The sequence below is a fragment of the Parasphingopyxis algicola genome, assembly GCF_013378075.1.
Classification (GTDB): domain Bacteria; phylum Pseudomonadota; class Alphaproteobacteria; order Sphingomonadales; family Sphingomonadaceae; genus Parasphingopyxis; species Parasphingopyxis algicola.
In genome coordinates, this window is the sequence record NZ_CP051131.1 from 2,349,779 (window position 1) to 2,371,756 (window position 21,978).

General features: G+C 65.4%; 23 protein-coding genes and 1 tRNA gene. 15 read left to right on the forward strand and 9 right to left on the reverse strand.

Annotated features, from left to right (window positions below):
* Positions 1-18 precede the first annotated feature (18 nt).
* The gene (locus tag HFP57_RS11590; protein ID WP_176869912.1) at positions 19-432 is read left to right on the forward strand and encodes a nuclear transport factor 2 family protein; all 414 of its coding nucleotides are present in this window, start codon (positions 19-21) and stop codon (positions 430-432) included.
* On the opposite strand, the gene HFP57_RS11595 is transcribed toward HFP57_RS11590, so the two are convergent.
* Entirely contained in the window at positions 429-911 is a 483-nt protein-coding gene (locus HFP57_RS11595; protein ID WP_176869913.1) for a DUF2306 domain-containing protein, read from the reverse strand. The two genes, HFP57_RS11590 and HFP57_RS11595, sit on opposite strands and share 4 nt — an antisense overlap.
* Entirely contained in the window at positions 908-1,042 is a 135-nt protein-coding gene (locus HFP57_RS18170; protein WP_281363094.1) for a hypothetical protein, read from the reverse strand. Before HFP57_RS18170 ends, HFP57_RS11595 begins: the two co-directional genes overlap by 4 nt.
* A gap of 153 nt (positions 1,043-1,195) precedes the next feature.
* On the opposite strand from HFP57_RS18170, the gene HFP57_RS11600 reads away from it, so the two are divergent.
* From HFP57_RS11600 to pheT, 8 genes are all read left to right on the forward strand, one after another.
* The gene (locus HFP57_RS11600; protein ID WP_176869914.1) at positions 1,196-1,987 is read left to right on the forward strand and encodes a LytTR family DNA-binding domain-containing protein; all 792 of its coding nucleotides are present in this window, start codon (positions 1,196-1,198) and stop codon (positions 1,985-1,987) included.
* Positions 1,988-2,086: 99 nt separating this feature from the next.
* The gene (locus tag HFP57_RS11605) at positions 2,087-3,022 is read left to right on the forward strand and encodes a ribose-phosphate pyrophosphokinase (protein WP_176869915.1); all 936 of its coding nucleotides are present in this window, start codon (positions 2,087-2,089) and stop codon (positions 3,020-3,022) included.
* A 178-nt stretch (positions 3,023-3,200) separates the two neighbouring features.
* Entirely contained in the window at positions 3,201-4,139 is a 939-nt protein-coding gene (locus tag HFP57_RS11610) for an oxidoreductase (RefSeq protein ID WP_176869916.1), read from the forward strand.
* Between the two features lie 48 nt (positions 4,140-4,187).
* On the forward strand, positions 4,188-4,976 hold the full coding sequence (locus HFP57_RS11615; RefSeq protein ID WP_176869917.1) for an inositol monophosphatase family protein: 789 nt from the start codon (positions 4,188-4,190) through the stop codon (positions 4,974-4,976).
* A 462-nt stretch (positions 4,977-5,438) separates the two neighbouring features.
* Entirely contained in the window at positions 5,439-5,642 is a 204-nt protein-coding gene (gene rpmI, locus HFP57_RS11620; protein ID WP_176869918.1) for a 50S ribosomal protein L35, read from the forward strand.
* Between the two features lie 13 nt (positions 5,643-5,655).
* Positions 5,656-6,018 carry a 50S ribosomal protein L20 gene (gene rplT, locus HFP57_RS11625; protein WP_176869919.1) on the forward strand — a complete coding sequence of 121 codons (363 nt, stop codon included), beginning with the start codon at positions 5,656-5,658 and terminating at the stop codon, positions 6,016-6,018.
* 115 nt (positions 6,019-6,133) lie between these two features.
* A complete protein-coding gene (gene pheS / locus HFP57_RS11630) occupies positions 6,134-7,243 on the forward strand; it encodes a phenylalanine--tRNA ligase subunit alpha (RefSeq protein ID WP_176869920.1) in 1,110 nt (369 codons plus the stop codon).
* A complete protein-coding gene (pheT, locus tag HFP57_RS11635; RefSeq protein WP_176869921.1) occupies positions 7,240-9,657 on the forward strand; it encodes a phenylalanine--tRNA ligase subunit beta in 2,418 nt (805 codons plus the stop codon). Before pheS ends, pheT begins: the two co-directional genes overlap by 4 nt.
* Before the next feature lie 76 nt (positions 9,658-9,733).
* Here the strand turns inward: pheT and HFP57_RS11640 are convergent, their stop codons facing one another.
* The 4 genes from HFP57_RS11640 to HFP57_RS11655 form a co-directional block, all read right to left on the reverse strand.
* A complete protein-coding gene (locus HFP57_RS11640) occupies positions 9,734-10,045 on the reverse strand; it encodes a GIY-YIG nuclease family protein (protein WP_176869922.1) in 312 nt (103 codons plus the stop codon).
* Between the two features lie 123 nt (positions 10,046-10,168).
* Complete coding sequence (metW, locus tag HFP57_RS11645) at positions 10,169-10,759, reverse strand: methionine biosynthesis protein MetW (protein WP_176869923.1); 591 nt, start codon at positions 10,757-10,759, stop codon at positions 10,169-10,171.
* A gap of 175 nt (positions 10,760-10,934) precedes the next feature.
* Positions 10,935-12,056 carry a homoserine O-acetyltransferase MetX gene (gene metX, locus HFP57_RS11650; protein ID WP_176869924.1) on the reverse strand — a complete coding sequence of 374 codons (1,122 nt, stop codon included), beginning with the start codon at positions 12,054-12,056 and terminating at the stop codon, positions 10,935-10,937.
* A gap of 343 nt (positions 12,057-12,399) precedes the next feature.
* Positions 12,400-13,125 carry an MJ0042-type zinc finger domain-containing protein gene (locus HFP57_RS11655; RefSeq protein ID WP_176869925.1) on the reverse strand — a complete coding sequence of 242 codons (726 nt, stop codon included), beginning with the start codon at positions 13,123-13,125 and terminating at the stop codon, positions 12,400-12,402.
* Between the two features lie 116 nt (positions 13,126-13,241).
* Here HFP57_RS11655 and ftsE point away from each other — a divergent pair, with 116 nt between their 5' ends.
* Genes ftsE through HFP57_RS11675 form a run of 4 tightly spaced genes read left to right on the forward strand, consistent with a single transcriptional unit; the run spans position 13,242 to position 16,116 of the window.
* Entirely contained in the window at positions 13,242-13,985 is a 744-nt protein-coding gene (gene ftsE, locus HFP57_RS11660; protein ID WP_246263130.1) for a cell division ATP-binding protein FtsE, read from the forward strand.
* Positions 13,982-14,875, forward strand: a complete 894-nt coding sequence (locus tag HFP57_RS11665; RefSeq protein WP_176869926.1) for a cell division protein FtsX — start codon at positions 13,982-13,984, stop codon at positions 14,873-14,875. Before ftsE ends, HFP57_RS11665 begins: the two co-directional genes overlap by 4 nt.
* 9 nt (positions 14,876-14,884) lie before the next feature.
* Positions 14,885-15,415, forward strand: coding sequence for a YdcF family protein (locus HFP57_RS11670; protein ID WP_176869927.1), 531 nt, complete (start codon positions 14,885-14,887; stop codon positions 15,413-15,415).
* An 11-nt stretch (positions 15,416-15,426) separates the two neighbouring features.
* Positions 15,427-16,116 (forward strand): lysophospholipid acyltransferase family protein, encoded by a 690-nt coding sequence (locus tag HFP57_RS11675; protein WP_176869928.1) that lies wholly within the window; start codon positions 15,427-15,429, stop codon positions 16,114-16,116.
* 194 nt (positions 16,117-16,310) lie between these two features.
* On the opposite strand, the gene hisC is transcribed toward HFP57_RS11675, so the two are convergent.
* On the reverse strand, positions 16,311-17,411 hold the full coding sequence (gene hisC / locus HFP57_RS11680) for a histidinol-phosphate transaminase (RefSeq protein WP_176869929.1): 1,101 nt from the start codon (positions 17,409-17,411) through the stop codon (positions 16,311-16,313).
* A gap of 148 nt (positions 17,412-17,559) precedes the next feature.
* Between hisC and HFP57_RS11685 the strand changes: the two genes are divergently transcribed.
* On the forward strand, positions 17,560-18,642 hold the full coding sequence (locus tag HFP57_RS11685; RefSeq protein WP_281363095.1) for a 6-phosphofructokinase: 1,083 nt from the start codon (positions 17,560-17,562) through the stop codon (positions 18,640-18,642).
* A 23-nt stretch (positions 18,643-18,665) separates the two neighbouring features.
* Here HFP57_RS11685 and HFP57_RS11690 read toward each other — a convergent pair whose 3' ends face one another.
* A complete protein-coding gene (locus tag HFP57_RS11690) occupies positions 18,666-18,884 on the reverse strand; it encodes a hypothetical protein (RefSeq protein ID WP_176869930.1) in 219 nt (72 codons plus the stop codon).
* A 206-nt stretch (positions 18,885-19,090) separates the two neighbouring features.
* Between HFP57_RS11690 and HFP57_RS11695 the strand changes: the two genes are divergently transcribed.
* A tRNA-Leu gene (locus HFP57_RS11695) sits at positions 19,091-19,177 on the forward strand.
* A 99-nt stretch (positions 19,178-19,276) separates the two neighbouring features.
* Here the strand turns inward: HFP57_RS11695 and HFP57_RS11700 are convergent.
* Entirely contained in the window at positions 19,277-21,955 is a 2,679-nt protein-coding gene (locus HFP57_RS11700; protein ID WP_176869931.1) for an MSCRAMM family protein, read from the reverse strand.
* Positions 21,956-21,978: the final 23 nt, after the last annotated feature.

Here is a 21,978-nt window from a genome sequence, read left to right on the forward strand (position 1 = left end):
CTAGCCAAGGTGATGACGATGCCGCTGTCCCGAAACGCCCTGATCGATCTCGCCGTGGACGGCTATTTCGGCAATGTCGGACGGCGCGATATCGCCGCCCTGCTCGGTAACATGGCCGAAGACGTTTCCATGCAGGTCCCCTCGATGGGAATCCGTTTCGCCGACAAACAGGCGATTGCCGACCATTTCGACGATTTTCTCGACGCCTATTCGGCCGTTTCGGTCGATGATTTCATCGTCACGGCCGATATCGAGAACCAGTCGGTCGCCGTGCGGTTCCGGATCACGCTGACGCCGAGCGATGGCGGGGAGCCGAGAGTGATGCGGAACTGCAATTTCTTCGAGATCGACGCGGCCGGCCGTATCCGGGCCATCACCAACTATATGAGCGGCCAGATCGAAGCCGGGTTTCACGCGGGCGTGTCCCGCTAGCCGAAGGCCAGGTCGCCCAGAAAGCGGCCCGGGATGAAGGCGAAGGCGCCGGCGATGACGAGGCCGATATACATGCCCTCCATCGCCCGCCGATGGCCGGTGATATCGCCCTGCCGCAGCCGCCATAGCGAGAGGGGCACCGACACCAGCACGACCAGCGAAAAGATGTGGATGAAGGAGAGCGCAAACCAGAAGCTCGAAATCGCGGCCACGAGCATCAGCATCACCCATATCCGGCCCAGCAACCGGTGCCGCGCATCGCCCTTGCGGCCGTAGAGAATGAGGGCGCCGATCGGCAGGGCCGGCAGCACCGACGCCAGATGGACGGCCACGGCCGGCGAGAAGGCGTTGTCGCTCGGCCGCCCGCTTCCATAGCTCAACGCCATGAGGGCGAAGGTGACGACGACCGTCCCGCCCGCGATCGCCAGCATGGCAGGCACCGGAAGGCGGCCGGACATATAGGCCGCGGCTCGCGTCATACGATGACCGCCATGGCCGGGAGCGCGCCGATCGGCAGGCTCGCGGTGGCCGCGACCAAGGCGCCCGAAACGACAAGGGCGAGGCAGGCCGCGCCGAGCGACGGTACGAAAGTGCGAAAATCGATGTTCATGTCGTGTCTCCTGTTTGTGACGCAGACAGCATGACGCACGCCCATTCGCCGGCAAGCGGATCTGCGCGGACCGGAGAAAATCTTCGCAAAGCCGCCGATTTTGGTCTATCCGCCCATTCACGAAGCGCGAACGGTACGCGCGAAAGGACGAATTTGCGCCAGCTGGCCATCGAAATCTTCATCATCGCGGCAATCGGCGCGGTTCTCGGCCTGCTCGGGCCGTTCGGAACCTATGAAATGCCGACCGCGATGCGTCTCGCCTATTGGATCGGCTTCATACTCGTCGGCTATGCGATCTATCGCCCGGTCCAGACGGTAGCGGTCTGGCTGTCCGACGCCACCGAAATACCGCTCTGGACGGCGCTCCTGTTCGCGGCGGCGCTGGCGGCGATCCCGTTGACGGCGGCGGTCGGTTTCGCACTGGCGGGGATGAGCCTCGACACCGACTATCTCGGCGCGGGCTTCGCGTCGCTCTATCTGCAGGTGCTCGGCATCGGGCTGGGGATCCAGGCCGGCATGTGGCTCCTGTTCACCCGCCACGTCCGGAACGGCGATACGCAAACCGAGCCGATCGCGGAAGAGGCGGCGCCGATACCGCTCGATGTGCGGGATATCGCCATGCCGGAACGCCCGGAGGCGCCCTTCTTCCAGCGGCTGCCGCCCGAACTCGGCAACCATCTCGTCTGTCTCGAGATGCAGGATCACTATGTGAAGGCGCACACGCTGGCCGGCAGCGAAATGCTCCTGATGCGACTGCGCGACGCGATTGCCGAGCTTGACGGGGTGGCCGGACTGCAGGTCCATCGCAGCTGGTGGGTGGCGCGCGACCAGGTGCGGGCGATCCGGCGCGAAGGACGCAGCATCAGGCTCGAGCTCGCGAACGGCCTGCTCGCCCCGGTCGCGCGCAACCGCCAGGAGACATTGCGCCGCGAGGGGTGGTTCTAGACCCGCCGACCGCGCCGGCCCTCCCCAGAAAAGCACGGCAAACCGGTTTCTTTTTTTCGGGCACAGCCTAAAACGGCGCGCAAAAGGGGAAGAGCATCCATGAAGTTGCTGTCGGGTAATTCCAATCTGCCGCTCGCAAGCGCGATCTCCCAATATCTCGAGATCCCGCTGACCGAAGCGAATGTCCGGCGGTTCGCCGACGAGGAAATCTTCGTTGAGATTCTCGAAAATGTCCGCGGCGAAGACGTGTTCGTCGTCCAGTCGACCAGCTATCCGGCGAACGACAATCTGATGGAGCTGCTGATCATAATCGACGCGCTGAAACGCGCCTCGGCGAAACGGATCACGGCCGTCATGCCCTATTTCGGCTATGCCCGTCAGGACCGCAAACCCGGCCCGCGCACGCCGATCTCGTCCAAGCTCGTCGCCAATCTGATCACCGTCGCGGGGGCCAACCGGGTGCTGACGATGGATCTGCACGCCGGCCAGATTCAGGGCTTTTTCGACATCCCCACCGACAATCTCTACGGCGCGCCGGTGATGGCGGCGGATATTACCGCACGTTTCTCCAAGAAGGACATCACCGTCGTCTCGCCCGATGTCGGCGGCGTCGTCCGCGCCCGCGCGCTCGCCAAGCGCCTCGACAATGCGCCCCTCGCCATCATCGACAAGCGCCGCGAAAAGCCCGGCGAATCCGAGGTCATGAACATCATCGGCAATGTCGAGGGGCGGTTCTGCATCATCGTCGACGATATCGTCGATTCGGCCGGCACCCTGTGCAACGCCGCCGCCGCGATGAAGGAATCGGGGGCCGAAGAGGTCATCGCCTATTGTTCGCACGGCGTATTGTCCGGCGGCGCCGTCGCCCGGGTCGACGGCTCGGTGATGAAGGAGCTGGTGATCACCGATTCGATCGGCAACCATGACGCGATCGCCGAGGCGGAGAAGATCCGCCACCTGCCGATCGCCCCGCTGTTCGCCGAAGCAATCCGCCGCATCGCCGACGAAAGCTCGGTCTCGAGTCTGTTCGATTGAGACTTTCTGTCAGACTCGACCTTGTGATCGAGCGCCGCAACGGGATTTTCTGTCAGGCCTCGGCTGCGCCTCGGCGCGGCACCGGCGACATTGCGCCAGCAATGTTCTGACAAGCCCCCTTCGACAGACTGGCCTTTGATTGCGTAGAGAAAACGCAAGACGCGCGGGAGGAGAGACCATGCCGAAGATCGCCGACAGCGGAATCACCAACTGGACACCCGATCGGCTCCCCGACCTTGCCGGCAAGACCTATCTGGTCACCGGCGGCAATTCCGGCATCGGCTTCGAAGCGTCCCGGATGCTCGGCGAGGCCGGCGGCGATATCGTCATCGCCTGCCGCGATCCGGCCAAGGCCGAAAAGGCCGTTGCCGAGCTGAAACAATCGGTGAAAGGCAAGGTCGAAACCGTCGCGCTCGATCTCGCCGATCTCTCGTCGGTGCGCACGGCAGCCGAGGAGATACACACGCGCTACGACACGCTCGATGCGCTGGTGAACAATGCGGGCATCATGCAGACGCCCGAAACGCGGACCGTGGACGGCTTCGAACTGCAGCTCGGCACCAACCATCTCGGTCATTTCCTGCTGGCCGGGCTGCTCTTCGATCTCGTCGAGAAAGCCGAAGGCCGGATCGTTATCGTATCGAGCATCGCGCACAAATACGGGATCATCTATCGCGACGATTTGATGCTCGAAAAATCCTATTCGCCGACCAGCGCCTATACCCAGAGCAAGCTCGCCAACCTGATGTTCGCCATCGAGCTAGACCGGCGGCTCAGGGCCAAAAATCTGCCGGTCAAGGCGATTGCCTGCCATCCGGGCTATTCGAACACCGCGCTGCAAAGCACGGGACCCGCCGGGTTGCTGAATGTCCTGTACACATTCTTGAACCCGATCATGGCGCAGCCCGCCGGAAAGGGCGCCATCCCGACCGTGCTCGCGGCGGCCGGAACCGAAGCGCAATCGGGCGCCTATTACGGACCCACCGGCTGGGGCGATGCACGCGGCCCGGTTGGCGACGCGTTCGTCGCGCGGCGCGCGCTCAACGAAGAAACCGCCGCCTGGCTCTGGGAAGCGAGTGAAAAGCTCACCGGGTTCGAATGGACAAAGCTCGACTAGACGAATTGGGACTGGCGGATTCCCGCGCGCCGGGGTAGCGCCGCCGTCATGACCCTCGAATCCGATCTTGCCCTGGCCAACCGGCTCGCCGACGCGGCCGGCGCCGCCATCCGACCCTTTTTCCGCGCCGATTTCGCGCGCGAGGACAAGGCCGATGCTTCGCCGGTAACCGAGGCCGATCGCGCCGCCGAGATGGCGATCCGCGAGATCCTGGAAAGCGAACGGCCGGACGAAGGCATTATCGGCGAGGAATACGGAGCGACGCGCGAATCGGCCGCGCGCCAATGGGTGCTCGACCCGATCGACGGGACGACGAGCTTCATCGCCGGACGGCCGACTTTCGGGACGCTGATCGCGCTGATGCAGGACGGCTGGCCGTTACTGGGCGCCATCGACCAGCCGATTTCGGGCGAACGCTGGATCGGCGCCGTGGGGGGCACGACGCAGTTCGGGGACAGTCCGGCGGCCACGCGCCGATGCGGGGGGCTGGACAGCGCAACGGTCGCGACCACGAGCCCGCACTGTTTCAACCAGGAGGAAGGCGAGGCTTTCCTGCGTCTGGTCGCCAAGTGCCACGCCAACCAGCGGCAAGGGCCGATCTACGGCGGAGACTGTTACAATTACGGCCTGCTGGCGTCCGGCCATATCGATATCGTCGTCGAGGCGGGTCTCGCGCTCCATGATTTCGCGGCGCTGATTCCGGTCGTCGAGGCGGCCGGCGGGCAGATGTGCGACTGGGAGGGCAACCCTCTGACCGCCGAAAGCGACGGCCGCGTCATCGCGCTCGGCGATTCGGCGCGGCTCGACGATGTGCTCGAGGCGCTGCATGAGGGCTGACGTAACACTATGTTTAGCTTCGGTTCGCTTCAAAATATTCGAATTGCGAGAAAGTGTGAACTGAGAGTAAGGATCGAGAATGTGGGACGATAACGAGTGCCCGCACTGCCATAGTGGGCTAATTACGTCATCTCTCGCCGCTGTTGTGTCTATGGGGACGGCGGCGTCCGGGCTATGTTCCGAATGCGGCGGGTCTGGGGAAGTGAGTCCTTACAAGAATGACTTTTTCAATCCTGATGATCTTCAGTGCAAAGCCTGCAACGGAACAGGGGAATGCCCATTTTGCAATGGCTCCGGAGTTTCTTAGTCTGCTCCAAGCGCTGTGTTTACTTACTCGCAAAATCCATTGCCTTTCGCGCGGCATCGCCCTATATCGCGCCTCTTCCAAACGATGTGAGGAACTGTCCGGCCGGTATGGGCTGCCGAGGCCGTTCGCAAATCGTCAGTGACAAGGAGACGAAAATGCCCAAGCTGAAGACCAAGAGCGGTGTGAAGAAACGCTTCAAGATCACCGCCACCGGCAAGGTCAAACACGGTGTCGCGGGCAAGCGCCACCGGCTGATCAGCCATAATTCGAAATATATCCGCCAGAATCGCGGCACCACCAAACTGTCCGACGCCGATGCGAAGACGGTCAAGAAATGGGCGCCCTACGGGCTGCGCTAGGAGGTAAGCGACAATGGCACGAGTGAAACGCGGGACGACCACGAAAACCCGCCACAAAAGACTTCTCAACGAAGCGAAGGGCTATTGGGGCCGCCGCAAGAATACGATTCGCGTGGCACGCCAGGCGGTCGAAAAGGCCGGCCAGTATGCCTATCGCGATCGCAAGGTCAAAAAGCGGAAATTCCGTGCGCTGTGGATCCAGCGGATCAACGCCGCGGTGCGCGCCGAAGACCTGACCTATGCGCGCTTCATGCACGGCCTGAAGCTCGCCGGCGTCGAGCTGGACCGCAAGGTTCTGGCCGATCTCGCGATGAACGAACCCGAGGCGTTTAGCGCCGTCGTTGCCCAGAGCAAGGACGCGCTCTCGAACGCCTGAGGCAACGACAGCAATAGCCGGTAGCAAGACCGGCAATTCCAACTAAAAAGGGCGCGGGGAGCGACATGGCTCCACGCGCCCTTTTTCGCATCAGCTATTCGAAACGGACGGAATAATGGACGAGCAAAAGCCCGATCTGGAACAGCTCAAGCAGGATCTGTGCGCCGCGATCGAAGTCGCCACCGGGCTCGACGCGCTCGATGCCGTGCGCGTGCACGCGCTCGGCAAGAATGGCGTGGTTACCGGGCTGCTGAAGACGCTCGGTTCGATGTCGCCGGAAGACCGGAAGGTCGAAGGTCCGCGGATCAACGGGCTACGCAGCGAGATCGCCGAGGCCATCGAAAGCAAGAAGGCAGCGCTCGCCGCGGACTTGCTGGAACAGCGTCTGGCGTCCGAAACGCTCGACCTCTCGCTGCCGCCGAAGGAAACGCCCAAGGGGTCCGTGCATCCGGTCAGCCAGGTCATGGACGAGCTGGCCGAAATCTTCGCCGATCTCGGCTTCGCGGTCGCGACGGGGCCGGAGATCGAGGATGACTGGCACAATTTCACCGCGCTCAACATCCCGGAAAGCCATCCGGCGCGGGCGATGCACGACACTTTCTATTTCGGCGAGAACCATAAGCGCGACGGCCAGGCGATGATGCTCCGCACGCACACCTCGCCCGTTCAGATCCGCACGATGACCTCCGAGGAGCCGCCGATCCGGATCATCGCGCCGGGCCGCACCTACCGCTCGGATTCGGACGCGACGCATACGCCGATGTTCCACCAGGTCGAAGGCCTGGTCATCGATCGCGACATCCATATGGGCCATCTCAAATGGACCTTGGAGACCTTCGTGAAGGCGTTTTTCGAGCGCGACGATATCGTGCTGCGCTTCCGCCCCAGCTATTTCCCCTTCACCGAACCCTCGGCGGAGGTCGATGTCGGCTATTCGCTGAAGGACGGCAAGCGGATCATCGGCGGCGACCCGACGAAGGAGGAAGGCGGTTGGATGGAAATCCTCGGCTCGGGCATGGTCAACCGCAAGGTGATCGACGCGTGCGGTCTCGATCCCGATGAGTGGCAGGGTTTTGCCTTCGGCTGCGGGATCGACCGGCTCGCCATGCTCAAATACGGGATGGACGATCTCCGGGCGTTCTTCGACGGCGATTTGCGCTGGATCGAGCATTACGGCTTCTCGGCGCTCGACGTGCCGACCCTGAGCGCGGGAGTGGGCGCATGAAGTTCACGCTGGGCTGGCTCAAACAGCATCTCGAGACCGAAGCCGATCTCGACACCGTTCTCGACACGCTGACCGCGATCGGGCTCGAGGTCGAAGGCGTCGAAAATCCGGGCGAAACGCTCGCCGATTTCAGGATCGCGCGGGTGGTCTCGGCAGACAGGCATCCCAATGCCGACAAGCTGCAGCTGCTGCAGGTCGATACCGGCGACGGGATCCCGGTCCAGGTCGTGTGCGGCGCGCCCAATGCGCGGGCCGGGCTGGTCGGCGTGTTCGCGGCGCCGGGCACCTATGTCCCGGGGATCGACACCACGCTGAAACCGGCCAAGATCCGCGACATCGAAAGCTTCGGCATGATGTGTTCGGAGCGCGAGCTCGAAATGTCGGACGAACATCAGGGGATCATCGATCTCGACGAGAGCGCGGCGGCGGAAGTTGGCGAAAGTTACGCGCATTGGGCGGGGCTCGACGATCCGGTGATCGACCTCAAGATCACGCCCAACCGGCAGGATTGCATGGGCGTGCGCGGCATTGCACGCGACCTCGCCGTGGCGGGTCTCGGCACGCTGAAACCATTACAAGTACGTGAAATAAAAGGGCAAAATGAGCCGTCGATCGAGATACGCACCGACGATCCGGAAGGCTGCCCGGCCTTTTTCGGACGCACCGTCGCGGGCGTTTCGAACGGCGCGTCGCCCGACTGGATGCAGAAACGGCTGCGCGCGATCGGGCAGAAGCCGATCTCGGCGCTGGTCGACATCACCAACTATATCATGATCGATCACGGCCGCCCGCTGCACGTCTACGACCGGGCGAAACTGGGCGAGGCGATCTTCGCGCGCCGCGCCGAAAACGGCGAAAGGGTCGTCGCGCTCAACGGCAAGGACTATGTGCTCGACGACAGCATGACCGTGATCGCGGACGAGAATGGCGTCCACGATATCGGCGGGATCATGGGCGGCGAAGATAGCGGCGTGCAGCCGGAAACCGCGGATATCGTGATCGAATGCGCTTATTTCGATCCGCCGCGCATCGCCCGGACCGGGCAGAAGCTCGGCCTGATGTCGGACGCGCGCGCGCGTTTCGAACGCGGCGTCGATCCGGCGTTCCTGGACGACGGCCTCGCCATCGCGACGCAGCTGATCCTCGATATCTGCGGCGGCGAACCGTCGGAGACAGTCGAAGCCGGCGCCCCGCCGCTCGACACGAAGACGATTCGCTACGACCCGCACCTCTGTGCAACCTTAGGCGGCGTTTCCGTGCCCATCGACACCCAGCGCGCCACGCTCGAGGCCCTCGGCTTCACCGTTGGCGGCGACGGACCCTTCGAGGTCACCGTGCCGACCTGGCGCCGCGATGTGGACGGCGCCCCCGACCTCGTCGAGGAGGTGCTGCGCATCGAACGCTATGATGCGATTCCCTCGACGCCGCTGCCGCGCGCCGAGGGCGTCGCGACGCCGACCGCCTCGCCCGAACAGAAGCGCGAACGCACGGTTCGCCGCGCCGCCGCCGCGCGCGGGCTCAACGAGGCGGTGACCTGGAGCTTCATACCCCAAGCCGAAGCCGCGCTGTCCAATGATTCTGATTCCGGGGCCCCCTGGATCCTCGCCAATCCGATCAGCGAAGACATGAAGGTCATGCGCACCGCGATGATCCCGGGCCTCGCCGCCGCGGCGAAGCGCAATGCCGATCGCGGCGCGGCGAGCATCCGGCTCTTCGAGATCGGTCGCCGCTATCTGGAACAGGAAGAACGCCCGACCCTCGGCCTGATCCTGGCGGGTGCGAGGGACGCCCGGCACTGGCAAGGCGGAGGCGATCCGTTCGACGCCTATGACGCCAAGGCCGAAATCGTCGCGCTGCTCGAAGCGGCCGGCGCGCCGGCCGCGAACCTGCAGCTCTTCGGCGATGCGAGCGGACACTACCATCCCGGCCGCTCGGGCCGGCTGTGCCTCGGGCCGAAGAACATGCTGGCCGAGTTCGGCGAGCTGCACCCGAATACGCTGAAGGCGCTCGATCTCGACGGCCCCGTCATGGCCGGCGAAATCTATCTCGACGCGATTCCGATGCCCAAGGCGAAGGGAAGCGGCGCTGGGAAAGCGGGCGGCGGCCATATGCGCAAGCCCTTCACCCCGCCCGCGCTCCAGTCCGTCACCCGCGACTTCGCCTTCCTGCTCGACACCGACACGCCCGCCGGCGACCTGCTCCGCGCGGTCCGCAATGCCGACAAGCAGGCGCTGGTCGATGCGCGGATCTTCGACGTGTTTACCGGCGAAGGCGTGCCCGAGGGCAAGAAATCGGTCGCGATCGAGGTGACGCTGCAACCCGGTGACAAGAGCTTCACCGAAGAGGATCTGAAAGCGATTTCGGACAAGGTGGTGAAGGCGGCCGGGAAGGTCGGGGGTGAGCTCAGGGGCTAGAAAAGCTGGCTGTACAGAAGAAAGTACAGCGCTTCGCCAGGCTCAGCCCAAGCGGTTTCTCAGGACGGTCCTTTCCCTAATCCGTTTGCCCTGAGCTTGTCGAAGGGCTGTCCTTCTTCTTGCCCAAGCGCGAAATCTCGTCCCAATGCCCACGGATAAGCGCCAGTTTCTTCGCCCGGCTCCAGCCCTTGATACGGCGCTCCATCGCCGTGGCGTCATCGCGGGTCTGGAATTTCGCGGACCAGACGAGCTCCACCGGCAGATGATCGCGCGAAAATCCCGGCAATTCGCCTGACTGGTGTTGCGCGAGGCGATGCTCGAGATTGTCCGTCTGCCCGGTGTAGAAATAGCCGCCCCGGCAGTGAAGCATATAGGTCCAGAAGGGCATGGCCCTACCTTAACCCGTTGAGGCTGAGCTTGTCGAAGCCCTGCCGTTGCTCTTTCGGCGGTCAAAAGGAAGGACAACCCTTCGACAGGCTCAGGGTAAGCGGTATTGGGTTGCGGTCGCGCCTCACCGCCCCAGCAAGAACACCGCCTGCTCGGCCAGCAGATTCGCCGCCGCCGCGCGGCGCTGCCGGTTGCCGCTCAGGAACCAGGCCCGTTCCACCGCAATCCCCTGTTTTTCCACGAGCGCACGGAAATCGTCGATCGTGACATGGTGTATGTTCTCGGTCGCGTACCAGCTCAGCGGCAGCGCGCCGGTGACCGGCATCCGGCCGCCGAAGAGCAGGCTTGCCCGCACGCGCCAATAGGCGAAGTTCGGAAAGCTGACGAAGGCGCGCGGGGCGATGCGCAGCAGCTCGCCGAGGATCGCGTCGGGGGCGCGGGTCGTCTGCAGCGTCTGGCTGAGGATCGCATAGTCGAAGGCGCTGTCAGGATAGTCGGCAAGGTCGGTATCGGCATCGCCCTGCACCACCGACAGGCCCTTCGCCATCGCCTGGGCGACATTGTCCGCATCGAGCTCGAGCCCGCGGGCATCCGCGCTTTTCTCGTGACGCAATGCCGCCATGAGGCCACCGTCGCCGCAGCCGATATCGAGCACCCGCGCGCCTTCGGGCACATGATCGGCGATGATTGCGAGATCGGGGCGGAGATCAGTCATGCGTGCATTTCTTGCAGATCCACACGGTGGCGATAACCGTCATTGCGAGCGGAGCGAAGCAATCCAGAGTAACAGGCGATGCGCGTGCGGCCCTGGATTGCCGCGTCGCCCCGAACCGAGTTCGGGCCTCCTCGCAATGACGGGAAATGGGAGCAGGGCGGCGATAGGATATTCATCACCCCTCCCCCGCCTTCAAAAACCCGTCCACCGTCGCGTTCATGCCCGGCGTATCGAGCAGGAAGGCGTCATGGCCGAACGGGCTCGACAGTTCCACGAAGCTGACCTCGGCGCCGCTCGCGTTGAGCGCGCGGACGATCGTTTTCGCCTCGCTCGTCGGATAGAGCCAGTCGCTGTCGAAGCTGATCACGCAGAAGCGGGTTTTCGTGTCCTTGAACGCGTTGGCGAGCAGGCCGCCATGTTCTTCGGCGAGGTCGAAATAGTCCATCGCGCGCGTGATATAGAGATAGGAGTTGGCGTCGAACCGGTCGACGAAGCTGATCCCCTGGTGCCGCAAATAGCTTTCGACCTGGAAATCGGCGTCGAAGCCGAAGCTCTTCGCATCTCTCGCCTGCAAGCGCCGCCCGAATTTCTCGGTCAGGCCCTCTTCGGAGAGATAGGTGATGTGCGCGGCCATCCGGGCGACGGCGAGGCCTTTGGTCGGCTGGTCGCCGTCCGCATAATAATCGCCGCCGCGCCAGTGCGGATCGGCCATGATCGCCTGCCGCCCGACCTCGTGGAACGCGATATTCTGCGCCGAATGCCGCGGCGCGGTCGCGATGGCGATGGCCGAGCGGACGCGGTCCGGATACAGGCACGCCCATTCGAGCACCTGCATCCCGCCCATCGAGCCGCCGATCACGGCGTGAAGCGTCTCGATGCCCAGATGATCGAGCAGCATGGCCTGGGCGCGGACCATGTCGCGGATCGTGATCACCGGGAAACGCATCGCATAGGGCTGGCCGTCCCCGGCAAGGCTCGCCGGGCCGGCGCTCCCCATGCAGCTGCCGAGCACATTGACGCAGATGACGAAATGGCGCGCCGGATCCACCGGCTTCCCCGCGCCCACCATCCGCGCCCACCAGCCGGGCTTGCCGGTCACGGGATGGGTGGAGGCGACATGCTGGTCCCCGGTCAGCGCGTGGCAGATCAGGATGGCGTTGGATTTGTCGTCATTGAGCGCGCCATAGGTTTCATAGGCGAAATCGACAGGCGCGAGCGACGCCCCGCCATCGAGCGCCAGCGGCCCGGGCAAGGTAACGGCGCGCGCGGCGCCGAAGGGGGAGGGATTGTCCGCCATAGAGAAGCGGCGCTAGGGCGCGGGGGGCGGAGTTGTCAAACGTTCGCGGGTGTTGCGGCGCTATGCGGTGCAATTATCTGTCGGCAACTCTCTCACAAAGATTCCGCCGCGATTGTTTGATTGTCAGACTCGACCTTTCGGTCGAGCGCCGCACCAGCCCGCTCCCCCTCCCGGCCTCCCATAGAATATACTGAGTGGGAGGCCGGGAGGGGGAGCGGGCTGGTGCGGCGATTTCGCGCTAGCGAAATTCTGACAATCAAAATCCCGGTGCGGCGAACTTCCGACAGAAAGTTTCTGACAAAAAGAATCTGCCGTGATTTCCTGCCAAGGAAATTCTAACGAACTAAACCCCTTCGAACGGAATGAACGCGAGGTTCAGTTCCTCGGCGTTGCGCGGGATATCGATTTCGGCCGAGTTGAACTCGACCATTTCGCGCGGCGGCAGGGTGCGCTGCGGCGCCTGGATCGTCCAGTCGTAGACGACCGCGCCCTGCGCGTTGCGCAGTTCGGCGCGGATATCGGGCACGCGCTGCTCCTCGTCGGTCATGTTGACGATCCGGCCCGAGATCGAGAGCAACTCATGGCCGCTGGCGAGCGTCCGCCGCTCGGGGCTGCGCACGAGCTGGACGTCGAGCGCGCTGTCGTTCGCCGCGCCGCCGAGGCCGGCGACGAAACCGGGCGGCCCGAACCAGGCGACAGCGCCGACCCCGGCGCCGAGCAGGAGGAAAATCCCGATCGCTATCGCCGTCCACATCTTCGCCGGATTGCGCCGCGGCTTGAAGGGCGGCTCGTGCGCGAACGGATCGCTATCGCCGATCGCTCCGGAGCGGGCCGCCGGTTTTTCGACCTGCGGCTCTTCTGCCAGCGGTTCGGGAAATTCCTGCTGGACGGGCGCGGGCGGCGGTGGCGATGGCGTCACCGGTTGGGGCGGCGCCTCGGGTACCGTTTCCGGTCCTTCGGCGAACCAGCTATTCTTGCAATTGGCGCAGCGGACCTGCCGTCCGTCCACGCCGATCGCCGTGTCGGGCACCAGATACCGGGTTGAACAGGCGGGACAAACGAGGATCATGCGACAGGAACGCCAACTGGTTGCAAATCTAGCCGTGATCTACGCGCGCCGGGGCCCGGCTGGCAAGGTCGTGGCGCTGTGCGTTGTGTGCTTTACGCCGGATAGCGGGCTGTGCCATGGCTGCGCCGATGGCCACGACGATCGCCCAGTTCGAAAATGTCGGGCTGCGCTACGGTACGGGCGCAGAGACGCTGTCTGACGTCAGCTTCTCCCTCGATGGCGGCGGCTTCTATTTCCTCACCGGTCCGTCGGGCGCCGGCAAGACGTCATTGCTCAAGCTGCTCTATCTCGCCCTGCGCCCCTCCCGCGGGCTGATCCGGCTGTTCGACGAGGATGTCGTGACCCTGCCGCGCGACCGGCTGCCGGGCTTCCGCCGGCGGATCGGCGTGGTGTTCCAGGATTTCCGGCTCGTCCCGCACCTCTCCGCCTTCGACAATATCGCGCTGCCGCTGCGGGTCGCGGGGGTCGAGGAAGAGGAGCTCGCGACGCCGGTCAACGAGATGCTGGCCTGGGTCGGGCTGTCGGATCGCGCGAGCGCGCGGCCCGCGACCCTGTCGGGCGGCGAACAGCAGCGGGTCGCGATCGCGCGCGCCGTGATCGGCCGGCCCGAGATCCTGATCGCCGACGAGCCGACCGGCAATGTCGATCCGGAAATGGCGGCGCGCCTGCTCCACCTGTTCGACGCGCTGAACAAGCTCGGCACGACGCTGGTGGTCGCGACCCATGACATTCACCTGCTGAGCCGGGTCTCCTCGGCGCAGATGATGCGGCTCGAGGGCGGACGGCTCGCCGATCCCACCGGGCTGTTGAAGAACCCGCCCCGCGAGACGGGCGGACGACGCCGGAAACCCCGCACATGACTCTGCCCTTTTCCGCGAGCCCGGCCGAACGCCGGCTGCTGACCGAGGGCCGGCTATCCGGGCCGATGCCCTGGGTGATCGCGATCATGATGTTCCTCACCGTCCTCGCGGCGGCGGGCGGCCTCGCGCTCAACCATGCCGCGCGCAACGTTACCGGCAGTATCGCGCAGCGGATCACCGTCCAGATCGTCGAGGCCAATCCCGACGCGCGCGAGCAGCAGACGCGTGCCGCCATGACGGCACTCGGCCGCATGGAGGGGGTGACGGAGGTCGTCCGCGTTCCCGATGCCGAGATCGACGCGCTGATCGAACCCTGGATCGGCGCGGCCGGCGAGGATGAGGGCATTCCGGTGCCGACGATGATCGACGCCGACCTGACCGAGGCGGCCCATGCGCAGCTCGAGCTGGTCGAGGAAGCCGTGCTCGCGGTGGCGCCCGCCGCGCGGGTCGACGATCATGCGCAGTTCCTCGCGCCGCTCGCCGGGCTGATCGGATCGCTGACCTGGCTGGCGCTGGCGCTCGTCCTGCTGACCGCGAGCGCGCTCGCCGCGTCCGTCATCCTCGCGGTGCGCGCCGCGCTCAACACGCATCGCGCGACGATCGAGGTCTTGCACCTGATGGGCGCGACCGACATCCAGATCGCGCGCCTGTTCCAGCGCCGGATCGCGCTCGACGCGCTGCTCGGCGGAATCGTGGGCTTTTTATGCGCGATCATCGTGCTGCTGCTGCTCGGCCAGCGGATCGGGGCGGTCGGATCGGAACTGCTCGGTTCGGCGAGGCTGCCAATTACCGCTTGGCTTCTGCTCGCGCTTCTGCCCATTGTCGGCGCGATAATGTCGACGCTGGTCGCGCGCTTTACCGTGATCGGCGTCCTCCGCAAAATGCTGTAGGTCCGTCCGATGGTGCGCCGTATAATTTCCCTGATCCTGCTGTTCTGGGCGCTCGGCTTCGCGGCGTTCGCGGTCGGGCTGCCCGGCCCCGCCGGCCCGCAACGGACCGACGCGATCATCGTGCTGACCGGCGGCGAAAACCGGATCGAGCGCGGGATCGAACTGCTCGAGGCCGGCCAGGCCGAACGGCTGCTCGTCTCCGGCGTCAACCGCACGGTCCGGCCGGTCGAGCTGGCCGAGGAGACCGGCAAGCCCGAGGCGCTGTTCGACTGCTGCATCGATCTCGGCCAGGAAGCCGTGGACACGCGCAGCAACGGGAGGGAGGCCGCCCGCTGGATGCGCGAGAACCGGTTCACGAGCGTGCGCCTCGTAACGACCGACTGGCATATGCCCCGTGCGCGGTTCGAGCTGCGGCGCGAGCTGGACGACGGCGTGGAGCTGATCCCGGATGCCGTGACGAGCGAGCCCAGCTTCATGCAACTCTTTCTGGAATATAACAAATATCTGCTGCGCAGGCTGAGCGCGATCGTCGGGATATAGGCCTAGATTTCATGGCGGCAATCCGGTCCCTTCTCTTCATGCTCGTCTTTTACGGGCTGACCGTCCCCTGGGTCATCGCGGCCTTGGTCGGCGCGGCGCGCGGCGACAAGGCCATGCACAGCGTAATCTACGCCTGGGTCCGCTTTCACCGCTGGTGCGCACGCGCGATCCTCGGCATCCGGGTCGAGATCGAGGGCACGATCCCCGACGGCCAATATCTGTTCGCCGCGAAACACCAGGCGATGTTCGAAACGCTCGACTTCCTCAACCTGCTCGATACGCCGGCGCCGGTGCTCAAAAAGGAGCTGACCGGGATCCCGGGCTGGGGCTGGCTGGCGAAACGCTATGGCGGCATCGCCGTCGACCGGAGCGGCGGCGCAGGCGCGATGCGGATCATGCTCAAACGCACGCGCGAAGTGCTCGCCGACGGCCGCTCGGTCGTGATCTTCCCCGAAGGCACGCGCGTCCTGCCCGGCGAAACGCCGCCGCTCCAGGCGGGCTTTGCCGGCCTCTACAAAATGGTCGGGCTTCCCGTGGTCCCGATCGCGATCCGGAGCGGCCATGTCTGGCCGCGCAACAAATGGGTCAAATATCCGGGTGTCGTGACGTTCCGCTTTTTCGAACCGATCCCGACCGGCCTGCCCCGCGCCGAAATCGAAGCGCGCGTGCATAGACTGATCAACGATTTCGAGCTGGAGTGAGCGGGGAGCCTGTTTGTCAGAACATTGCTGGTGCAATGTCGCCGCACCAGCCCTCTCCCCCTCCCGACCTCCCATTGAGTGTACCCTGGTGGGAGGCCGGGAGGGGGAGAGGGCTGGCGCGGCGCTCAACCGACAGGTTGAGTCTGACAAAAAAGGAACCTGCGCCGCTCCACCGTCAGATCGAGTGCGACACCCTACAACGCTTCCGAAACCAGCTCCTCGAGCGCCGCGGCGACGCCGCGGGTTTCCGCTTCGGTGCCGATCGTGATCCTGAGACCATGGGCGAGGCCCTGGCCGGGGAGCCAGCGGGTGATATAGCCGCGCGCGAGCAGCCCTTCATAGGCGGCTTCGGCGCCGAGGGCGCCGTCGAACAGGATCAGCAGGAAATTCGCTTCGGACGGTATCGCGCGCAGCCCGGCATTGCCCAGCGCCGCAATCCGCCCGGCGAGCCAGCTGCGCCATTGGCGGTTGTGCGCCCGGCTGGCCTCGACAAATTCGCGGTCGTCGAGCGCCGCGATCGCCGCCGCCTGCCCCGCCGTCGTGACGTTGAAGGGCGCGCGGATCCGGTTGAGCGCTTCGATCACCGGCGCCGGGCCATAGCCCCAGCCGATCCGCTCGGCCGCCAGCCCGTAAATCTTCGAAAAGGTGCGCGTGACCAGGACGTTCGACGCGTCGCGCGCCAGCTCCAGCGGCGCTTCGGCCTCCGCATCCGGCAGATATTCGGCATAGGCCTGATCGATCACGAGCAGGCAATCCTCGGGCATGGCCGCATGCAGCCGCCGGACCTCGGCCATCGGCGTATAGGTGCCGGTGGGATTGTTCGGATTGGCGAGAAAGACGACGCGGGTGCGCTCCGTGATCGCCGCGCTCAGCGCATCCATATCGGCTGCATAGTCCCGGTCCGGCGCCTCGACCGGCGTCGCCCCGACCCGCTGCGCGGCGAGCGGATAGACCGAAAAGCCGTAGCGGACATAGAGGACCTCGTCGCCCTGCCCCGCATAGGCGCCCGCCGCGAGATGCAGGATCTCGTCCGAACCCGTGCCGCAGATGATGCGGTCGGCCGCGATACCGTTCAACGCGGCGATCGCCTCGCGCAGTGCGGTCGAGGCCGGATCGGGATAGCGCGCGAGGCTGCCGCGCGCCTCGGCCAATGCCTGCGCCGCATTCTCGCTCGTGCCCAGCGGATTCTCGTTCGAGGAGAGCTTGACCGCCGATCCATCCGATCCGCCTTTCGAGCGGCCGGGCGTATAGGGCGTCATCGCCGCGATCCAGGGTTTGGGCGTCGGTCCGGTCATGCGTGTCTCGATAGAGGGATTCGGCCGCGGTTCAAACAAAAGCTTGGCCCGGCGGGCACGCCGTCCATAATCCGCTTTTCCCGCGCGCAAACCGCTCTATGCTGGCGGCACGGCTCAGCCACAGGAGGGTCCCATCCATATCGGCATCTTGACGGGCGGCGGCGACGTGCCGGGATTGAACGCCTGCATCCGCGCGATCACGCTGGGCGCGCTCGACGAGGGCTGGACGGTGACCGGATTCCGGCGTGGCTGGGAAGGCTTTTTGCGTATCGATCCGGACGATCCCGCGACGATCGAAGCGCAGAGCTGGACGCTCGACCGCGCCCGGGTCCGCGGCATCGACCGCAGCGGCGGCACGATCCTCCACACCTCGCGCACCGACCCGCGCACGCAAAAGGAGGGCGACCGCACGGATCACGTTCTTCACGTGCTCGACCAGCTCGGCATCGATGCGATGATCACCCTGGGCGGCGACGGCACGCTGCGCTTTTCCGCGCATCTTGCCGATCAGGGCTTCAAGGTGATCTCGATCCCCAAGACGATGGATAACGACGTCCATGGCACCGACTATTGCATCGGCTTCTCGACCGCGATCACGCGATCGGTCGAGGCGATCAACGCGCTCAGGACGACGACGCGCAGCCATGAGCGGATCGGCGTGATCGAACTGTTCGGCCGCCGGTCGGGCGAAACCGCGCTGCTCTCGGGCTTTCTCGCCCAGGTTGCGCGCACGGTGATCGCCGAAGTGCCGGCGGATTCCGATATCCTCGTCCCGCTGCTCGCCGAGGACCGCGAGCAGAGCGGCGAGAATTACGCGATGTGCGTGATTTCCGAAGGCGCGCGGATCGTCGGCGAGGAGGCGAGCGGCGAGCTCGGCAAATCGGCGACGCACCGGGTCGAAGGCGGGGTCGGCCAGCGGCTGGCGCGGATCATCGAGGCGCGGACCGGGATCGGCACTGTCGTTCAGGAGCTCGCCTATCTGATGCGCTCGGGCGAACCCGATGCCATGGACCGGATGGTCGGCTTCGCGTTCGGCGGGCTCGCGGTCCAGCTGCTGCGCGACGGCAAGGCGGGGCGGATGGTCGCGCTGACCGACGGCAATTACTGTCATGTGCCCAACGGCACGCTGCTCGAACAGCAGAAATCGGTCGATACCGCCAATCTCTACGACAGCGCCGCTTATCGCGCGAAGCTGCTGCGCATCGAAGGCATGCCCATGTTCCTGTATTAGCGCTCCTCTATTGAGGCCGGCTGCTATTCGAATTCGACGAGACGATGGATCCGGTCCGTGCCGGGCGTTTCCGGATCCGGCATGCGGCGCATTACCACGCGGCCGGGCTGGTCGACGATCCGGTCCGTACGCTCGAAATCGATGGACTCGGCCGCAACGATGCGGACGGTGGCGCGGGCCTGCGCGATCGCACCGGATTCGGGCAGCACGGCGAGCAGCAGGAGGGCGGACGGGACAGCCATGCGGCCGGGCTAGGCCGTTCGCCGCCAGCCCGGAAGGTAAAGAAATGGTTAAACCGGCCGGAAAAGAGCGTTAACGCAGGTATTTGCGCGATAATTCGCATAGGCGCGGGGATTCGCATGCGTTCGCCCATTGCGCCCGCCCGCGCCCTTTGCTAGAGGCTCGCGCCTGCCAGAGGCCGGTCCATGACCGGCGTTCAGGAAAATGTGCGGTCGTGGCGGAACTGGTAGACGCGCAACGTTGAGGTCGTTGTGGGCGAAAGCCCGTGGAAGTTCGAGTCTTCTCGACCGCACCATTTTCCAGATTCTCAGACATTCAGAGAACCGGAAAGTCGCGCCGCACGACTTTTTGTCTGTCGGGAAATCGCCACAGGTTTCTCGTCAGACTCAACCCGTCACGGCGTTTCGGAGGACGATACCGCGTTCCCGCCAATGGCGACGGTCCCGAGCCGGACGCTGTCATTCTCGTCGGTAACGAAAGCCCGGCGGCCGAGCGCCGCGATCGCGCCGAGCGCCTGCGCCGAAAGTTCGGCCATCCGCACCGAATATTGGCCGTAGGGGACGCTCTGGAAGACGAAAAAGCCGTCGAAATCGGTCCGCACGACCTGCACGACGCGGCCTTCGATATCGACCAGCTCGAGATCGACGCCTTCGAGCGCACCGCCGCCTGCGCGGACCAGCATGCCGTCAATCTCGCCGGCGCTGACCAGCGGCAGCTCCACGGCCGCCGCGGTTCCGGGCCGCGGCGTGACCACGACGCCGGGGCCACGCGGCTGGACGAAGGGGTCGGCGAGCGAGGAGGTGTCGATGCCCACGAGGATCGGCCGGTACGGCGTCAGTCCGGTCACCACGGCGAGCCCGTTCTCGTCGGTCGGATCGTTGGCCGGCGCCCGGCCGGTCGTGATCTGTACCCCTTCTTCAAAGGGTTCGTTCGGCTGCCGCACGCCGTCATTGTTCAGATCGCGATAGACGCGCGCGACCGTCTGGCCACTGCTCGCGAGCTTGTCGGCGGTCATATGGACGCCGCCGCGCGGATCGGGGCCGATGCTGAAGGCGAGGTTGAGCCCGGCCGCTACCGATCCGTCGGTCGCCGTCTCGGCCGAGGCGGTCAGCGCGAACCGGTTGAAGCGCCGGACATAGCCGATGCTCGCCCGGGCGCGATCGAGCGTCGCCTGATAGCCGAGTTCGGAGCGCCAGGCGCTGTTTTCGCCGCCCCCCCAATCGGCGGTGAGCGACGCGCTTTCGAACCGGCTGCCGGGAGAAAGTCGCCAGCGCGCCTCGCCGCGCAGGCGGACGCGCCCGATCCGGCCATTGGCCAGGATGGCGGCATTGGTCTGGTCGGGCGGGTCGAGCCCGTCCGCCGTGCCCGCGCCCTGCCGCCGGTATCCGATCTCCCCGGTCAGCGCAAAACGGCGCATATTCGCAGAAATCCGCGCCGCGCCGTCGAGCTGGTCGGCGCCGTCCTCCCGCGTCTGATAGGTGGCTTGCACCCGGACCGGCATCACGACGCGGCCGAGATTGACGCTATGATCGACGGCCAGGCTGTGCCGGCCCGTCGTATCGATACCATAGCGTTCGGTGCGGAAATCGCGGGCGACCACCGATTCCGCGTTTATATAGGCGCGTCCGAACCGCCCGAGCAGCTGCGCGCGGGCCGCATAGCCGCCATTATCGGCCCAGGCGGCCGTCACTTCGACCAGCGCCGGCCCGATCGCCCGGCGGACCGAGCCCTCGACAACCGTCATGCGGTCATCCGCGATGACCATGTTGTTGAGCTGGAATGCCAGCGAAGTCCGGGGGTTGAGCCCCCTTTCGAGCCCCAAGCCCGCGCGCCAGTTGGCGTCGCGCGCCAGATCGCGATTATCGAGACTGACGAGATCACGATCATCCTGGCTGGCGCCCGCCCAATACCAGGTCTGGCGCGGCGGAATGCTGGCCGCACCGACGTTGATGATCTCGGTTTCGCGGCGAATCTGGCCCTGGGGGCCGTACAGGACGACTTCAAACCGGTTGATGCCGTAGCGCAGCTCGACATCGACGAACTCGTAGCGACCGTCGCCGCGATCGCGCGAAAAGGCCAGCAACTGGCCGTTGCGGTAGAGTTCGGCTTCCCAGCCTTCCGGCAGTTCGCCACGGAAGGTGCGCCGGTCGAAGCTGTCGGGCTGGTCGAGCGGGCGGTTGGTGACAATCCCGCCGCGCCCGGGCGTCGGCTGGGCGGCGATCGGCGAGGACTGGCTGGAGACATCGCCGATCGCGAAATGGGTGGCGCCCAGCGGGCCCAGCAAATTCGCCTCGTTGGAGCTGCGAAACGCGCGCATGCGCAGCGATTGCGGCACCCCACGATCATCCGAGGCAAGCCGCGCATCGACCGAGGCGGTCAGGATCTCGCCCACCGCGTAAATCTCGTAGCGCCGCTCGAACCCGCTGCTGCGGCGCTGGCGATCGCGCAATCCGCCGAGCGAAACGACGATGTCGACGGAGGGCGTGCGCCACATGCGATAGGGAGTGTCGGCCTGGGGCAGCGCGGACAGGTCGAAATCGACGCGCGGGCGCAGCGAGGCCGCCCGGGCGCGCCGCTCGAGCCCGCGTTCGACGGGCAAGGGCTGGTCGGAACGCAGCAGGAGCACCGCATTGCGCAGATCGGCCTCCATCGTAACGCCGAGCCACGCGGCGAGCGTCTGGGTCGTCACGCACCAGCCTTCCGGCGTGTCGAAAATGGTGCCGTTCGGCAGATCTTCGGCGGATTCGCCGAACCGGACGCGATTCCGGTTGCGATCGATAACTATCTCGTTTTCTTCGGCAAAGGCCCATCCTTCGGCCCGGTTGGCCGCCTCGTCGATGGCGATCGGCAAATCGAGCGCCGCAATCGTATCGGCAAGATCGATGCAAACGCCTTGCGGAGTCTGATAGCCGCGCACGGCATCGCCGAGCCGATATTCGCCGAGCCGGACTTCGAGCAGCAGGGAATCGTCGGGATGGGCATCCCACGCGACCTGGGCCGAGGCGCTGGCGGCCGTGCACAGGGCGACGAGACTCGTCTGGATATGTTTCGCGCGATGTCCCCAGCGAAGCATGACGCCCCGCTCCCCCCGGATGC

Bases quoted from the DNA above. Each gene is read 5' to 3' on its own strand.
- rplT (WP_176869919.1), top strand. From the start codon at position 5,656: ATGGCACGAGTGAAACGCGGGACGACCACGAAAACCCGCCACAAAAGA.
- HFP57_RS11655 (WP_176869925.1), bottom strand. From the start codon at position 13,125: ATGATCCTCGTTTGTCCCGCCTGTTCAACCCGGTATCTGGTGCCCGAC.
- HFP57_RS11665 (WP_176869926.1), top strand. From the start codon at position 13,982: ATGACTCTGCCCTTTTCCGCGAGCCCGGCCGAACGCCGGCTGCTGACC.
- pheS (WP_176869920.1), top strand. From the start codon at position 6,134: ATGGACGAGCAAAAGCCCGATCTGGAACAGCTCAAGCAGGATCTGTGC.
- HFP57_RS11595 (WP_176869913.1), bottom strand. From the start codon at position 911: ATGACGCGAGCCGCGGCCTATATGTCCGGCCGCCTTCCGGTGCCTGCC.
- HFP57_RS11675 (WP_176869928.1), top strand. From the start codon at position 15,427: ATGGCGGCAATCCGGTCCCTTCTCTTCATGCTCGTCTTTTACGGGCTG.
- HFP57_RS11700 (WP_176869931.1), bottom strand. From the start codon at position 21,955: ATGCTTCGCTGGGGACATCGCGCGAAACATATCCAGACGAGTCTCGTC.
- HFP57_RS11590 (WP_176869912.1), top strand. From the start codon at position 19: ATGCCGCTGTCCCGAAACGCCCTGATCGATCTCGCCGTGGACGGCTAT.
- HFP57_RS11690 (WP_176869930.1), bottom strand. From the start codon at position 18,884: ATGGCTGTCCCGTCCGCCCTCCTGCTGCTCGCCGTGCTGCCCGAATCC.
- HFP57_RS11605 (WP_176869915.1), top strand. From the start codon at position 2,087: ATGAAGTTGCTGTCGGGTAATTCCAATCTGCCGCTCGCAAGCGCGATC.
- pheT (WP_176869921.1), top strand. From the start codon at position 7,240: ATGAAGTTCACGCTGGGCTGGCTCAAACAGCATCTCGAGACCGAAGCC.
- HFP57_RS11670 (WP_176869927.1), top strand. From the start codon at position 14,885: ATGGTGCGCCGTATAATTTCCCTGATCCTGCTGTTCTGGGCGCTCGGC.
- ftsE (WP_246263130.1), top strand. From the start codon at position 13,242: ATGGCTGCGCCGATGGCCACGACGATCGCCCAGTTCGAAAATGTCGGG.
- HFP57_RS11615 (WP_176869917.1), top strand. From the start codon at position 4,188: ATGACCCTCGAATCCGATCTTGCCCTGGCCAACCGGCTCGCCGACGCG.
- HFP57_RS11640 (WP_176869922.1), bottom strand. From the start codon at position 10,045: ATGCCCTTCTGGACCTATATGCTTCACTGCCGGGGCGGCTATTTCTAC.
- HFP57_RS18170 (WP_281363094.1), bottom strand. From the start codon at position 1,042: ATGAACATCGATTTTCGCACTTTCGTACCGTCGCTCGGCGCGGCCTGC.
- metW (WP_176869923.1), bottom strand. From the start codon at position 10,759: ATGACTGATCTCCGCCCCGATCTCGCAATCATCGCCGATCATGTGCCC.
- metX (WP_176869924.1), bottom strand. From the start codon at position 12,056: ATGGCGGACAATCCCTCCCCCTTCGGCGCCGCGCGCGCCGTTACCTTG.
- hisC (WP_176869929.1), bottom strand. From the start codon at position 17,411: ATGACCGGACCGACGCCCAAACCCTGGATCGCGGCGATGACGCCCTAT.
- HFP57_RS11610 (WP_176869916.1), top strand. From the start codon at position 3,201: ATGCCGAAGATCGCCGACAGCGGAATCACCAACTGGACACCCGATCGG.
- rpmI (WP_176869918.1), top strand. From the start codon at position 5,439: ATGCCCAAGCTGAAGACCAAGAGCGGTGTGAAGAAACGCTTCAAGATC.